Source organism: Fundidesulfovibrio magnetotacticus (assembly GCF_013019105.1).
In the GTDB taxonomy this organism is placed as follows: domain Bacteria; phylum Desulfobacterota; class Desulfovibrionia; order Desulfovibrionales; family Desulfovibrionaceae; genus Fundidesulfovibrio; species Fundidesulfovibrio magnetotacticus.
Window position 1 is genome coordinate 42892 of the sequence record NZ_BLTE01000001.1, and the last position, 13365, is coordinate 56256.

The following is a 13365-nucleotide window of genomic DNA, read 5'->3' on the forward strand; positions in this document are numbered from 1 at the left end:
TCAATCCATGAGTTGGCTCAAGTAGTCCGTCGCCTTGGGCGCGGCCTTGATGGTCCCGGTCTTGGCGGCTGGCACGGTCGCCAGGAGTTGCGCCAGGGTGGCCCGGACCTGACCCTGCACACGCATGAAGTCCGGGCTCAGTTCCTCGCCAGCCTCGAAGGCCAGCCGCCACGCCTCCAGTTGCAACCACAGGGGCACGACGCTCCTAATCAACACCTGCTGGTGGAAGTCCGGCTTCCCGCCGACCATCTCTTCCAGCTTCGCCCTGACGATCTTCGACCTCTTCCCCCGGCTGGCGTGATGGTCCGGGTTCTTGTCGCAAAGCCTAATGTATCCAGCCATTTCCGAACACTCCTATGCCCCCTTGAGAGGGCCTTGATTCAGTACCGGGTCTAGCGTCCAGGGGCGCGGCCACGCCACGCTTGGGAACAGGGTGGGAACAACGGCCCCTTTGCGCGATGGTGCAGGGCATTGAAGCAGCGCGGTTGCTGCATCCACATGGATATGACCAGCGGATTGCACATCCGCACGTGCTCCACGACGGGGGAGGGGGAGGGGGAGGGGTAGGCGCGGGGTGGGCTCCAGCGGGCGGCGGGCCGGGGGCGCGGTGCCACCTTTATTCCACATGGTGTCACGATGAGCCGGTGACGCGAGTGACACGTGTGACGCGTACCGCCTAGATGGATATATTTTTCTCCCCCCTCCCCCGAAGAGGGAAAAGTCAACTTCCTTATCTGGGGGGTACGTGTCACACGTGTCACACGTGTCACTGCTCTACCCTCACCCGGCGAACGGGTTCCGAAGCTGAACGCCCCGGACCATGCGACGTGTGTTGTCCCTGTCCAGCTTGCCGCCAGTCAGCTTGACGAGCCGCTGAGTGAACTCTTTGCGCTTGGGCGGGAAGCGAACGCCTGTGTTGGCGCAGTAGGTCTCAAAGGCCTTGTAGAGGATGTGTCCCTCCTCGAAACAGTCGTTGCACCTGCTGTTCGAGTCGGGGCCACCGGAAACGGCCTCCTTCACCACCTCGTAGCGGTTGAGCTTTTCCCGCTTGCACTCCTCGCAGGTCAGCACCTCTTCTGCGACGAACCCGCGCACCGGGTCTGTGTCGGCTTTCCAGGCTTTCAGGGCCTCCAGGACGCTGGCGGGCTCGGTGAAGCCGCCCCGGAGGAGCACTCCGGCGTAGGCGTCCAGGGCCATGTTGAGGATGCCGGGCAGTTCGGCCACCAGCGTGTACTTCAACTTCCGGTCCTGCTCGCTCGGATCGAAGATGCGGCCAAATGGGACGATGACGGCCCGACGGAACAGGGCCTCGCTGAAGTCCTTGGTGCCGGGGATGTGGTTGGTCGCCAACCAGATGGTGCAGAACGGCTCGAAGTCGAACGGGTCTCTGAATTTGACCTCGGCGGACATGCGCTCGCCGGTCACGATAGCCTTGGTCGCGGCGTCGGGGAGGTTTTCTCCGACGGACAGCTCGGTGACGATGTTCGCCAACTTGGAGCGCAAGGACGCGCGCTGGAACAGGCGCTCGAACTGTGACGGCGCAACTGAGGAGCAGGCCTCTTTGCCCACAAGCTCGCGCAGGACGTAGAGCAGAACGCTCTTGCCGTTCGCGCCGTCGCCGGTCAGGACGAAAAACCTCTCGTACTCGGTGGAGGTGGTCAGCGTGTAGCCGATGGCCTCCATGATGAGCCGCGCCTTGTCCGCGCTGTCCGAGTCCGGCTCGAAAATCTCCGCCAGGAACAGCTTGAACCTGACCGCCTGGGCTACGGGGTCGTAGACCACGGGCAAGATGGCCGTGCGGAAGTCCTCGCGGCAGTGGGGGCGCAGTTCCCAGCACTGGCCGGTCCAGTGCAATGTGCCGTTCTGGACGTTGATGCCGGACTTGTCCTGGTCGAACTGGTGTCCGGGCCGGAAGGCTTCGGTCCTGGCGAGGTCGAGCACTGCGTCCACCAGCCCCTTCGAGACCTTCTGCTTGCCAGCCAGCATCTTGTGTAGGAGCTGCTTCATCTCCCGGTCATCAACGGTGGCCCAGACGTTGCCCTTCCACATCCAGAAGGCCCCGCCGTTGAAGATGAGGTTGTCCTTGCCGACGAGGGCCACGAGCAGGCGAGCGAGCTTGAGTTGCTGCGCTCCCTGCTTCCCCTCCCCGGCCTCCGGTTCGCCCCTGCTGTCCTCCATCTCCTGCTCGGACGCCGCGTCCTCCTGGGGCTCCACAACGTCCTGGTGGCCGTCCAGGGGGCTAGCCTGGGCATCAACCAGCATTGCGGGCCTCCACGGTCTTGCGGGCCTTCTGAATGGTCCGGCTCACGTAGTCCCGGCGCAAGGCCTTGGCGCGGTCCTTGGGGCCGCCGTGCATGTGCCGGAACACCACGAGGTAGTCCGCGATCTGCTGGTCCTCCAGGCCGAACCCGGCCAGAATCGTGGAGATGGACAAGTCGTAGCTGGAAAGCGACTGGTCGCGGATGTCGGGGCGGGTGCGGTGCCAGGAGCCCCGAAACTTGGTGTCTTCTTCAAGCAGCACCTGAAGAAACTCGCGGTTGATCTCCGGGTTCGGCCTCAGAACGATGTCCAGCAACCCGGCTTGGGTGGGCACATCCTCGGTGAGCCCGTCGAGGTCTGCGAACTCGCGGATGTCGTCGAGGCTGTAGCGCCTCTCGGGGTGGGCCTCGATCACTTCGACGGGCCGGGGCGAACCGTACTCCGGCTTCAAGTTCATCGAGCCGGGGACGCGGAATACGTGTTCCAGCGAGCCCACGCTGTCGGTGACGTAGCCGCCCGCCCGGTGGGCCACGTTGGACAAGATGATCTGCCAGCCCTTGGACAGCGCGGCCACCTGGGGACGGGTGGCGTCGCTCAACCACTCCGTCTCGTGCAGGAGCCACGCGGCTTGCAGGCCGCCCCCCGTGTTCCAGATGACGGACGGGGCCAAGGGACAGGCCGCCAGGATGGCCTTTGCCGCGTCCAGGTCGGGCGGAAGGCCGGGTTTGGCGTGGGCGGTGTTGGCGATGTCGGTGTCGGCGACGAAGGCGTTGACGCCGATCACGTCCTGGACGGCGCCCCGCTTGCCTCCCAAGCCCGCGTTGAAGATGCTGGGTGCAAAGTAGACGTTTGCCTTTCCGGCGCACCTCCTGGCGAACGCGGCGGCCTTGTCGGCGTCGCGGAACCATGAGGAGCGCTTCGCGCCGTTGGGGTCCATGGTCCAGATGAGGAACGCTTCGCCCTCCCCCAGCGCTTCGGGGACGAACAGCTTGAGAAAGTCTACCGGGCGCATGTGGCCCCCTCGTTCGTCTTGTAGGTCACGAACTGGTCGCAGGAGACCGACAACTCGACGCGGCCAGCTTCGGCCAGTTCGTCGATAATCTTGTCGGTTTCCGCCCTGGAGATGCCCAGGTTGTCGCGCACTGCGCGGAAGAACTGATCGTCCAGGAGGTTGCAGGTGCGGCCGTCCATGAAGCCGTAAAGCGCCTCCAGACGGATGGCGTTGAGCTTAGACATGGGCCGCCTCCTTGCGCCGGGCGCGCTCCTTTGCGGCGGCCTCCTGGGCAGGAGCGGTGTCCTTGGTCGAGGGCTTCAGGCGGCCCCGCAGGAACTCCAGAGCGCTTTCCAGGGGGTAGGCGACCTTACCGGATGCCGTGATGCGCCCGGCCGGGCCGGTGCCCAGCGCGTCGGCGTTGGCGCAGGTTTTCGGCGAAATGAGCCCGCCGGAGAAGTGCCCGAACTCGGAACGCGCGACGATGGTCGAGGGCCACTTCGCTTTCAGGGCTTCGAGAAGTTCATCGACGTTGACGGTTGCGGAATTGTTATTGCTGCTCATGTGGCAATCTCCAAAAGGAGCCGTGACGTTGCACGGCCCCTTACATTGCGACGATGTTCATAATCAAATCCTTTGCCTGGAGGTTGCTATGTTGCTTAGTTGCTTTGTGGCTTCGCTGCTTCGTGTCTTAGATGCTTTGTGTCTTTGTGTTTTGCCTATGGCGCTGGTTGATGATCGTTGCCCTTGTCGATTTAGCTCTTAGCGCTGAGTTGTCTTGATGTAGTGCGCGGCCATCTTGCACTTGTCGCTGCAATACATGCGGCGGGGGTCTTTGACCCGAAGGAACAGGCCGCAATTCGGGCAGCGGCGAAGCTTGAGGATGGCGTCGAGGTCTCCCTTCATGAGCGGTTCGATGAAGCCCTTGAACCACAGGTGAGCCTCGAAGGTATCCAGCTTGCCCGGCACGAGCTTGACGGCGTGGGAGCCATCCTCGGAAGGCTCGAAGTGGATGGTGACGCCGCCCAGGCGGGCCGCCTGTTCGTTGACCACGCCCAGGTCGATCTTGCCGGACTCGATCACGGCGTCCACGAACCGGCGCATCTCGTCCTGCGTGATGCTCAGGACGGACGCGAGCCCGACGTAACGCTCGGAGTCCACGGGGATGACGTGGCCGTCCTTGGCCATGGCCTGGGAAACGTGGTCATCGGCCGGGATGGGCTCCAGGGCGAACGGGATGCCGGGCTGCTTGTCGGTGTTGATGAGCCAGTCCTTGCCTGTGTCCACGCCGTGCTTGGTGAAGGCGATCCCGTGGCGGGACATGAAGTCCTGAACCGGGCCGGGGTCCAGACGGGGGATGTTCAGAAACTCGGTGACGATGGTCTGCATGGCAGTCCTCCTTGATGTTTCGAGGACCATAGGGGCAGACCACTCAAATGGTCAACCGAATTTTGAATTTCAGTTAAACCAAGTTCCTTAAATGGGATGGTTCGGGATGAAATGGGATGAGAAAAAAAGGCCGCCCTGAGGCGGCCCTTTCAGGTGGTGGGGGTAGATGGGCTACCCGGCGTGGAGCGCCACGACTTTGGGTGCCGGGGAGGTGGCGGCGGCCTCCAGGGTGTCGATGGCCGCCCGGAGGGTGTCCGGCGCGAGGTGCGAATAGCGCTCGGTCATGGTCAAGGTCTTGTGTCCCAGGATTTTCCCGACGGTGAACAACGGCACTCCCCGCTGCACCATCCAGGAAGCGCACGTGTGGCGAAGCGAGTGGAACACCACCTTCTGGCGGCTGTCGGTGATTCCATCGTTCAAGCCCAGGTGTTCGACCGCCCGCCGGAAGGCGTTGGACACGAAGGCCGTCACCTCGCCTTTGGTGTTCGCAAAAACGAGTTCTCCCAAGTCGCACGGGTCGGGGCGGCGGCCGGTGAGCATGGCGACCACGTTGTTCGGCATGGGCACGGACCTGGGGTGCTTGTTCTTGGTGTCCATGACGTGGAGGACGCGCCCCTCAAGGTCCACGTCTGCCCACTTCAGCTTGAAGCACTCGGAGGAGCGCAAGCCAGTGTAGAGGCTTAGAAGTGACACGTCGTGGGTGTCTCGGCTCCTGCCTGCCGCCAGGGCATCCAGGAGCTTCCCGGCTTCGTCCTGGGTCAAGAAGCGCATCCGGGCGTTGCCCGTGGCAGAGGGCATCTTGATCTTCGTGATGGGGCTCTCCCCGTTGAAGGCCCCGGCACGCCGGGCTGCGTTGAAGCACTGCCGGACGATGGCAAGCGTGTACTGCGCGGTCCTGTGAGTGAGCCCCGCGTCGGCGATGTTCTTCTTGATGCGCTCCAGGTGGAACGGGGAGATGGTCTTCATGGGCATGGAACCGATCACGGGCGCGATCCACTTCTTGAAAAGCTGCTTCTCACGGATGATGCTCCGGGGCGCTTTGCCATCGGCCACTTCTTGGAGGATGTACGTGCCCTCAAAGAACTGGCCGAAGGTCAGGGAGTCCTTTTCGGCCTGGACGGCGGCGGCCTCCTCGGCATCCCTCTTGGCCTTGGCGATGGCCCGCCTCTCCCTGAGGGAGGAAGCCCCCTCGCCAGTCTTGGCGGCGGTCTTGAGCTTCTCCATTTCCACGAGGGCCTTCTTCTCGCTCCAGCCCTCAGAGGACCAGCCAAGGCCCTCTTCGACGCGGCGGCCGTCCACCTGGAATCTGATTGCGTAATACCTGTCTGGGGTGGTCGCACCGTGTTTCCGGTGCGGATGCTCCCGGTAACGGACACCCGGATACCTGTCACTCGTCACGAAAGGCAAAGTCTTCGTCTTCTTGTCGCCCATTGTGCCCTCTCCCGCCCGGTCCTCGTGAGATTGAAAATCCGCCGGGCGAACCTGTCCCCACTTTTCTGTCCCCAGGGAAAGTCGGTCGCCTTGTGTATCCGTCAGGGCTATGTCCGCCAGCCGATCTGTCCCCACACTGTCCCCACTTCCGGGGTCATCCTTTTTCATCCCGACGAAAGGAGAATAGGGACGAAAATCCGCTTAGTCAAGGACTTAGGCCGTCCTAGGGATGACATGGGAAACGTAGAAACAGGCCATTTTGGTTGACTCAAAATCCGCCGGTCGCAAGGCCTTGGGGGTTCGAGTCCCCCTCCCGGTACCAAGCAATGACGCGGCTTGCGGGCGGTTCGACCAGAAAAGGCGAGCCGCCCGCTTGTTTTGTCGCCGCCATGTTGCACCCCTCCGTTATCCCTGGCGCGTGACTAAACATTCCGCTCATGGAGCCGATAGGAAGAGAATGAAGGTCCAGTTGAACGCATCGGAATATCCGACCGCAGCAATGCGGTATGGATGATAGGATTGTCGGACTTGCACTGGACGACGCCTCCGGAAGGGAGTATGGAAAGAAGAAATCGATCTTGTAGGCTTTGAACGCTCAATCGGCTATCAGCATTCCCGCAAGAACGAAACCAGGTCCATAGACGTAAACCAGGAGTACGGTCATGGCTACATTGTCTGGAACCGGTGGACTTTTCGACTTTTCCAGCCTGTTCGCAAACCTAGGTGGCACAAGTTTGTCCAGCACCGTGGCCAGCGGCTCGGGTTTCGACCTGACATCCCTCTTCGGAGGCGGAACCACCTCAACAGTTGTCGGCGGGACCGGTTTCACCGTGGGTTCCCTGTTCGGGCAGGGCACGACAAGCACCACGACCGGCGGCACGGGATTAGACCTGACATCCCTCTTCGGAGGCGGGACCACCTCAACAGTTGCCGGCGGAACCGGCTTCACCGTGGGTTCCCTGTTCGGTCAGGGCACGACAAGCACCGTGGTCGGCAGCACGGGTCTCGACCTGACATCCCTCTTCGGCGGGAGCGGAAGCACCTTGCTCGGCGGCACGGGACTCGACCTGACTTCGCTTTTCGGCGGCTCTTCCAGCAACCTCTTTGGCGGCTTCGCGTCGTCGGGCAGCACCCTGGACTTCTCTTCGCTCTTCGGCAGCGGCGGAACCACGTTCAACTTCTTCAGTTAGCGCCGCCTGTCACGGCAGGGCGCAAGGGCCTCCGGGCAAGCTCCGTACGTGCGTTTGGTGGCGAGGCTCTCGTATCATGCAGGACAAGCGAATGGATGTTTTCGGCCTCTGCGCCGCGGAGCACCTGCCGACCTTCAAGGGCGTTCTCGAGGCCAACGCCCCTGCGGGCTGCGAGGTCCATCTGGTCGGGCACCTCTCCGCGCTCAGGCTCGCCATCGAAAAGGCGGGACAAGGCGCGCGCCTGCTCTCCTATCTGCACCACGAGATCATCCCCGCCGATGTTCTGCGCCGTTTCGATCTCGGGGCCTACAATTTCCACCCGGCCACGCCGGACTATCCCGGCACGGCCCCGGAGGCCTGGGCCTGCTACGAGAAGGCCCAAACCTTCGGCGCAACCATCCATGAGATGACCGAGAGGGTCGACGAGGGCCCCGTCATCGACGTGGGCCGGCTCCCCGTCCCCCCCGGATCGCACCGCCTGGTCTACGCCGAGATCGCCCGCCGGATGGCGCATTCCCTCCTCTGCAAGATGGCCCGGCAGCTCACATCGCCCGACAGGGTCCCCCCCGCCTCCGAAAACGCCTGGGGGGGAACGAAACGGACCACGGCCGACTACCAGGCCATGGTGCAGCTGCGCCCGGACATCACCCCTGACGAGTTGCACCGAAGGATTCTCAGCTTCGGCCCACCGGAAGTGGCGGGCTTTTCCCTGGAGCTGCACGGCGTGCGGTTCGTCATGCTCACGTCCTCGGGCATCAAGGGCCATTTCGACCCGATCCTGCACGACGCGGTGAGCGGATGGGCGCTGCACATGGCCTTCCCCACGCGGCGCCTGGAGATGAAAATCACGGTGGACGGCAACCGGGATTTCACCGTGCGCGCGGATCGCTACCGGGCGGACGTGCTGGAGGCCGGGCACGGCGACGGCTACTGCGGCTTCACCTGGGAGATTCCCCTCGAATACCGTGACGGGTTGCCCCACAGCATGGAGGTCAGCGTGGCCGGAACCCCGCTGATGGGCGGGCCGCGCCTCTACTCCCACGCCCCATCACCAACCCCTCCCAGCCAGTCATGACGCCCGACGAACCGGTCTCCCTCAGGTTCCGCCAGGACGGCGAGGAACAGAACGCCAAGACGCCCTCGGAGCCGGTGTTCGAGAAGCACAACTTCGGAACTTCGTCGCTCTACGGCAGGACGGAACGCAACATCACGTTCAGACAGCGCGGCGTGCACGACGAGAACAAGTTCGAAAGCGCCTTCCCCCGCGCATATCTGGAAATCCTGCGTTCCGCATTCCGGATGGTTTCCATGTTCTTCAAAAAATAACGACGCAGCCCAGACTGGAAGCCGTTCATGTCCGTATCCTTCGACCAACCCAACTCCGGCCTGCTCTGCCTGGTCCTCGTCCTGCGGCACTACCAACAGGACGTCACGCCCGAAAGCCTGGTCCATAAATACACCCTCACGGATGAGCCGATCGATCCCGCCCTCATGCTCAGGATCGTCCGCGAGCACGGCTTCAAGAGCAAATTGACCACTCTCACGTCGGAGAAGCTGTTCCTCCTCGGGGAAGCCTACCCCGTCATCGCCCTCCTGAACGACGGGCGCTACATCATCCTCTCCGGCGTGCGAGGCGCCAAGGACCAGGGCGACATCGCCTACGTGGACCCCGCCAGCGGGGTGATGCAGTTCCAGTTCTGGACCAGGGAGCAACTGGACGCCGTCTGGGACGGGAAGATCATCTTCCTCAAGAAGGAATACAGCCTCACGGACGAAGAGCAGCCCTTCGGGCTCTCCTGGTTCATCCCCGAGATGTTCCGGCAGAAAAAGGTGTTCCGCGACATCGCCCTGGCGACGCTGGCCACCAACGTGCTCAGCCTGTCCTTCCCCATGTACATGCAGATCGTGCTGGACAAGGTGGTGGGCAACCAGAGCGTCCAGACGCTGACTGTTCTTTCCGTCGGCCTGCTCGGCGTCTACGTCATCGAGGGTCTGCTCAACTATCTGAAGCGGTACATGCTCCTGTTCGCCACCAACAAGATGGACCTCAGGCTGGCCAAGGTGGTCTACAACCACATGCTCCGGCTTCCCATCGACTTCTTCGACCACACGCCGTCGGGCGTGCTGCTCAAGCACATCGCGCAGAAGGACCGCATCCGCGAATTCATGACCGGGCGCGTTTTCATGTCCGTGCTGGACATGTCCATCCTGCTGGTCCTTCTTCCGCTCCTGTTCTTCTACAGCAAGGTTCTCACGGCGGTGGTGCTGGGCATCGCCCTGATCATCGCCTGCATGATGGCCCTGGCCATGCGCTCCTTCCGCACCAGACTCAAGACCCATTACCGCGCCGAGGCGATGCGCAATTCGCACCTTGTGGAATCGGTGCGCGGCATCCACACCATCAAATCACTGTCGCTGGAACCACTGCACACCAAGACCTGGGAGAACTCCAGCGCCAAGTCGGTGATCACCTCGTTCGGCGTCCAGAAACTATCGGCCATCCTCGCCTCGTCCACGGGATTTCTCAAACAGCTCACGGGCTTGCTCATCGTCTGGATCGGCTCCACGCTCATTTTCGACAACGAACTCTCGGTTGGCTCCGTGGTGGCCTTCCAGATGCTGGGCAGCCGGGTGACGGAGCCGCTCGTGCAACTGGTTTCGATCATCCACGAATACCAGGAGATCGGGCTTTCGGTCACCATGCTGGGCGAGATCATGAACCGGCCGACGGAGCGCCCGCTCTCCTCGCGCGGGCTCGTGCTCCCCATCGCGGGGAGCATCTCCATCGATCGCGTCACCTTCCAGTACGCGCCAGGCGCTCCGCCCGCGCTGGAGGACGTGTCCCTGCACATCCCGCAGGGGGCGGTGATCGGCGTCGTCGGGCGCTCCGGCTCCGGCAAGTCCACCCTCACGCGGCTCATTCAGGGGCTCTACCCGGTGCAACGGGGCAGGGTCGCCGTGGACGGCAACGACCTGCGCGACATCGAACTCTCCCACCTCAGGCGCTCCATCGGGGTGGTCCTTCAGGAGAACTTCCTCTTCCAGGGCAGCGTCCGGCAGAACATCGCCGCAGCCAACCCCAGGGCCACCTTCGAGGAGATCGTCATGGCCTCCCGGCTCGCCGGAGCGGACGAATTCATCCAGAGGCTGCCCCAGGGGTACGACACGGCCATCGTGGAGGGAGGCGCGAACCTCTCCGGCGGGCAACGCCAGCGCATGGCCATCGCCCGCGCCCTGCTCATGCAGCCGCGCATCCTGATCCTGGACGAGGCCACCAGCGCCCTGGACGCCGAGTCCGAGTCCATCATCCAGGCGAACCTGGCCGGCATCGCGCACGGACGCACAATGATCATCGTGAGCCACCGCCTCTCCATGCTGGCCTCCGCCCACAGCATCGTTGTTCTGGACCAGGGGAAACTCATCGCCAACGCGCCGCACCATGAATTGCTCCGGACGTGCCGACTTTACGCGGACCTGTGGCACAAACAGAACAGGCACATCGTGAGCGCGTCGCTGAACGCGCCTGAAGCATGAGCGGAACAGTATGGACCCGAACGTTCCCAAGAAAATAGAGAAGAAGAACAACGTTCTGGATGTCTATCCGGAGGCGGTCCATTTCCTGCCGGACCACCTCGAAATCGAGCACGCGCCCCTGCCGAGGGCCGCGCGGCTCACCACCATAGCGCTGATCTCGCTGATCTCCTTCCTGACTCTCTGGGCCTGCCTTGCCGATGTGGACATCGTGGTCAACGCCAAGGGGAAGGTCGTGGCGCCGGGCAAGGGCCTGACCATCGCCGCGCTCAACGACTCCATCGTCAAGTCGATCGAGGTGCGCATCGGCCAGATCGTCAAACCCAACGAGGTGCTGGTCACGCTGGACCCGACGGTCCCCGAGGCCAACGAGGCCCAACTGCGCTTCAACCAGGCCCGCGCGCGCCTCGTGCTGTCCCGACTGAGAAGCGAGCTCGCCGACACGCCCTTCACGCCCTCCGCGGAGGCTTCACCCTCCGAGCAGTTCATGCAACGTCGGCTCCACGCCGACCGCCTGGAAGAATACCGCGCCCGGTTGCGCGGTTTCGATTCACGCATCTCGGAGATCTCCGGAAACGTCCAGTCCCTGGAGCGGCAGGTGGCCACCTCGGCACGCCAGGAAAACATCGGCCGCGAGGTCCTGGGCATGCGTTCCGAGGTGTACAAGCAGGGCGTGGACTCGAAACTCTCCTACCTCGACGCGCAGAATGCCCACGCCAACCTGATCGCAAACAACGAGAGGACCAAAAAGGACCTGGAGGCCTCCAAGAAGCTGTTGCTGCAGATCCAGGCGGAAAAGGAAGCCTACGTCAAACAGCGCCAGGGCAGCCTCTCGCAGGAAATCGCCGACAACGAAAAGGAACTGGAGGCCATCGGCAACGAACTGGCCAAGGCTACCCGGCAGCGGGAGCTTTCCACGCTCACGTCGCCGGTGCAGGCCATGGTTCTGGACATTCAGAAGTATCCGAGCTCCAGCGTGGTGAAATCCGGCGAGCCCATCCTCGTGCTTGCGCCCATGCAGTCGCCCCTTGAGGCGGAGGTGTACATCGAACCGCGCGACATCGGCTTCATCAGGGCCAACGACCCCGCCGCGATGAAACTGGAGGCTTTCCCGTACCACCGCTACGGCATCATGTACGGCAAGCTCAGGTCCGTGGGCGAGGATTCGCTCGTCAAGGACTCCGCCGGACACGGCCAGACCGCCTACTACCCCGCACGCCTGGAAATCAGCGACATCACGAAGCTCAGGAACCTTCCCGGCGACTTCAGGCTCATTCCGGGCATGACCTTGGAGGCCAACATCACCGTGGGGCAGCGCAAAGTGATCACCTACCTGCTCTACCCCATACTGCGAGCCATTGACGACTCGATCCGCGAACGCTAGCCGACACCCGAGGAGCGCATGATGGACACTTCCGCCAGCCACTCTCCGCACGCCCCAGGCCATCATACCCAACCCCGGCTCGTGCCGGAGTTGAACCTCATCCCCTTTCCGCAAGGGCGCTACCTCGTCTCCATCGCGCGTCTGGACCATCCCCCGAGGGAAATCGTCGGGGTCCAGTTCCCCAACGTGCTCGCGGCGTCCCTCCCCTCCCCCGGCAGCGCGACCGTGGACGGCAAGCCGTCGGCCTGGCTCGTCGGAACGGGCAACCCCGTCACGGTGGAGGTGAACTCGCCCGGCGCGGTCGTGGCCTTCATCACCCTGAGGCCCAGCGATTTCGCGACGAGCGGGGTGCACGTGAACGTCGTGAAGCTGGGGCCTGCCCAGGTCCATGAGCAGCCGATCCAGGCTCCCGGGCCTTTCGCGGCCAACGCGCAGGGCCACTCCGGCGGCCACTTCGCTCCCGGGCAGGGGCGTCCCTCGGCTTCAGCGAGCGAACGCCAGGCCCCCGCGCGTCCGCAGACCTCGCCATTCGACCCGGGCGTCGCCCCCCCCATGGCAGCCTGGGCAGGAAATCTCGCTCCGGGAGCCCCGCAGCAGCCCGCGGAACCGGAACCGCGCAGCACGGCACGGCTCCCCCAGGCCAAGCCCTTTGTCAGCCCTTACGCGCAGCAAGGCTTCAGGCCTGCCTTCGACGCCGCCTACGGAGCAGGCTCGCCCCCCTTGCGCCCGACAGGGGGCTTCCAGACGCCGCGCAACGCCCCGTTGGTCCAGGCGTGCGGACACATCCAGGAGCGGGGTGATCTGCTGGCCGAGACGGGGAAGGCCGTCGGCTCTCCTTTGTCGCGCCTGCGGCTCGAGGCCGTGGCCTTCAAGCCGGAAGGCCTCCCGGCCGGAGACCTTGAGTACGCGACCGTTGCCCACGACGGCGCCATGAGTCCCTGGACCTCGTTCCCGTACTTCTCCGGCTCCAAGGGCATGGGCCTGCCCCTTTCCGGATTTGTGGCGCGGCTTGGCGGGGAGTCCGCCGAGCGCTATGATGTGGTCTATTCCGGCACTTTCATTCAGGCCGGCCAGACAGCAGACTGCATGAACGGCCAATTTCTCCACTCCAACATCCGGGGGGACGCGCTGGAGTCCTTGTGGCTGCGGATTGTCCCAAAAGGTTGAAGAGCCCCGGCACGATGGAGCGT

The 13365-nt window shown here is 63.6% G+C and carries 13 protein-coding genes; 6 read left to right on the forward strand and 7 right to left on the reverse strand.

Annotated elements, in window-relative coordinates:
• The 7 genes from NNJEOMEG_RS00225 to NNJEOMEG_RS00255 form a co-directional block, all read right to left on the reverse strand.
• The gene (locus tag NNJEOMEG_RS00225) at positions 1-342 is read right to left on the reverse strand and encodes a hypothetical protein (RefSeq protein WP_173080164.1); all 342 of its coding nucleotides are present in this window, start codon (positions 340-342) and stop codon (positions 1-3) included.
• A gap of 438 nt (positions 343-780) precedes the next feature.
• On the reverse strand, positions 781-2262 hold the full coding sequence (locus tag NNJEOMEG_RS00230; RefSeq protein ID WP_173080166.1) for a DNA primase family protein: 1482 nt from the start codon (positions 2260-2262) through the stop codon (positions 781-783).
• The gene (locus NNJEOMEG_RS00235) at positions 2252-3271 is read right to left on the reverse strand and encodes a hypothetical protein (protein ID WP_173080168.1); all 1020 of its coding nucleotides are present in this window, start codon (positions 3269-3271) and stop codon (positions 2252-2254) included. The genes NNJEOMEG_RS00230 and NNJEOMEG_RS00235 overlap by 11 nt, the downstream gene beginning before the upstream one ends.
• Positions 3259-3495, reverse strand: a complete 237-nt coding sequence (locus NNJEOMEG_RS00240) for a hypothetical protein (RefSeq protein ID WP_173080170.1) — start codon at positions 3493-3495, stop codon at positions 3259-3261. Before NNJEOMEG_RS00240 ends, NNJEOMEG_RS00235 begins: the two co-directional genes overlap by 13 nt.
• On the reverse strand, positions 3488-3814 hold the full coding sequence (locus NNJEOMEG_RS00245; protein ID WP_173080172.1) for a hypothetical protein: 327 nt from the start codon (positions 3812-3814) through the stop codon (positions 3488-3490). The genes NNJEOMEG_RS00240 and NNJEOMEG_RS00245 overlap by 8 nt, the downstream gene beginning before the upstream one ends.
• 198 nt (positions 3815-4012) lie before the next feature.
• Positions 4013-4639, reverse strand: a complete 627-nt coding sequence (locus NNJEOMEG_RS00250) for a hypothetical protein (RefSeq protein ID WP_173080174.1) — start codon at positions 4637-4639, stop codon at positions 4013-4015.
• A 171-nt stretch (positions 4640-4810) separates the two neighbouring features.
• Positions 4811-6070, reverse strand: a complete 1260-nt coding sequence (locus tag NNJEOMEG_RS00255; RefSeq protein ID WP_173080176.1) for a tyrosine-type recombinase/integrase — start codon at positions 6068-6070, stop codon at positions 4811-4813.
• A gap of 662 nt (positions 6071-6732) precedes the next feature.
• On the opposite strand from NNJEOMEG_RS00255, the gene NNJEOMEG_RS00260 reads away from it, so the two are divergent.
• The 6 genes from NNJEOMEG_RS00260 (at position 6733) to NNJEOMEG_RS00285 (ending at position 13342) form a co-directional block, all read left to right on the forward strand.
• Positions 6733-7260: a hypothetical protein gene (locus tag NNJEOMEG_RS00260; protein ID WP_173080178.1), complete on the forward strand. Its 528-nt coding sequence runs from the start codon at positions 6733-6735 to the stop codon at positions 7258-7260.
• A gap of 91 nt (positions 7261-7351) precedes the next feature.
• The gene (locus NNJEOMEG_RS00265) at positions 7352-8335 is read left to right on the forward strand and encodes a formyltransferase family protein (RefSeq protein ID WP_217270456.1); all 984 of its coding nucleotides are present in this window, start codon (positions 7352-7354) and stop codon (positions 8333-8335) included.
• Positions 8332-8586, forward strand: coding sequence for a hypothetical protein (locus tag NNJEOMEG_RS00270; protein WP_173080182.1), 255 nt, complete (start codon positions 8332-8334; stop codon positions 8584-8586). Before NNJEOMEG_RS00265 ends, NNJEOMEG_RS00270 begins: the two co-directional genes overlap by 4 nt.
• A gap of 27 nt (positions 8587-8613) precedes the next feature.
• Positions 8614-10794, forward strand: a complete 2181-nt coding sequence (locus NNJEOMEG_RS00275) for a peptidase domain-containing ABC transporter (RefSeq protein WP_173080184.1) — start codon at positions 8614-8616, stop codon at positions 10792-10794.
• 10 nt (positions 10795-10804) lie between these two features.
• Complete coding sequence (locus tag NNJEOMEG_RS00280; RefSeq protein ID WP_173080186.1) at positions 10805-12175, forward strand: HlyD family type I secretion periplasmic adaptor subunit; 1371 nt, start codon at positions 10805-10807, stop codon at positions 12173-12175.
• 18 nt (positions 12176-12193) lie between these two features.
• Positions 12194-13342, forward strand: coding sequence for a hypothetical protein (locus NNJEOMEG_RS00285; RefSeq protein WP_173080188.1), 1149 nt, complete (start codon positions 12194-12196; stop codon positions 13340-13342).
• Positions 13343-13365: the final 23 nt, after the last annotated feature.

What these genes read in the sequence shown, in the direction of transcription:
- NNJEOMEG_RS00260 (WP_173080178.1), top strand. Translation starts at nt 6,733, where the DNA reads ATGGCTACATTGTCTGGAACCGGTGGACTTTTCGACTTTTCCAGCCTG.
- NNJEOMEG_RS00285 (WP_173080188.1), top strand. Translation starts at nt 12,194, where the DNA reads ATGATGGACACTTCCGCCAGCCACTCTCCGCACGCCCCAGGCCATCAT.
- NNJEOMEG_RS00240 (WP_173080170.1), bottom strand. Translation starts at nt 3,495, where the DNA reads ATGTCTAAGCTCAACGCCATCCGTCTGGAGGCGCTTTACGGCTTCATG.
- NNJEOMEG_RS00255 (WP_173080176.1), bottom strand. Translation starts at nt 6,070, where the DNA reads ATGGGCGACAAGAAGACGAAGACTTTGCCTTTCGTGACGAGTGACAGG.
- NNJEOMEG_RS00265 (WP_217270456.1), top strand. Translation starts at nt 7,352, where the DNA reads ATGGATGTTTTCGGCCTCTGCGCCGCGGAGCACCTGCCGACCTTCAAG.
- NNJEOMEG_RS00235 (WP_173080168.1), bottom strand. Translation starts at nt 3,271, where the DNA reads ATGCGCCCGGTAGACTTTCTCAAGCTGTTCGTCCCCGAAGCGCTGGGG.
- NNJEOMEG_RS00245 (WP_173080172.1), bottom strand. Translation starts at nt 3,814, where the DNA reads ATGAGCAGCAATAACAATTCCGCAACCGTCAACGTCGATGAACTTCTC.
- NNJEOMEG_RS00250 (WP_173080174.1), bottom strand. Translation starts at nt 4,639, where the DNA reads ATGCAGACCATCGTCACCGAGTTTCTGAACATCCCCCGTCTGGACCCC.
- NNJEOMEG_RS00275 (WP_173080184.1), top strand. Translation starts at nt 8,614, where the DNA reads ATGTCCGTATCCTTCGACCAACCCAACTCCGGCCTGCTCTGCCTGGTC.
- NNJEOMEG_RS00270 (WP_173080182.1), top strand. Translation starts at nt 8,332, where the DNA reads ATGACGCCCGACGAACCGGTCTCCCTCAGGTTCCGCCAGGACGGCGAG.
- NNJEOMEG_RS00225 (WP_173080164.1), bottom strand. Translation starts at nt 342, where the DNA reads ATGGCTGGATACATTAGGCTTTGCGACAAGAACCCGGACCATCACGCC.
- NNJEOMEG_RS00230 (WP_173080166.1), bottom strand. Translation starts at nt 2,262, where the DNA reads ATGCTGGTTGATGCCCAGGCTAGCCCCCTGGACGGCCACCAGGACGTT.
- NNJEOMEG_RS00280 (WP_173080186.1), top strand. Translation starts at nt 10,805, where the DNA reads ATGGACCCGAACGTTCCCAAGAAAATAGAGAAGAAGAACAACGTTCTG.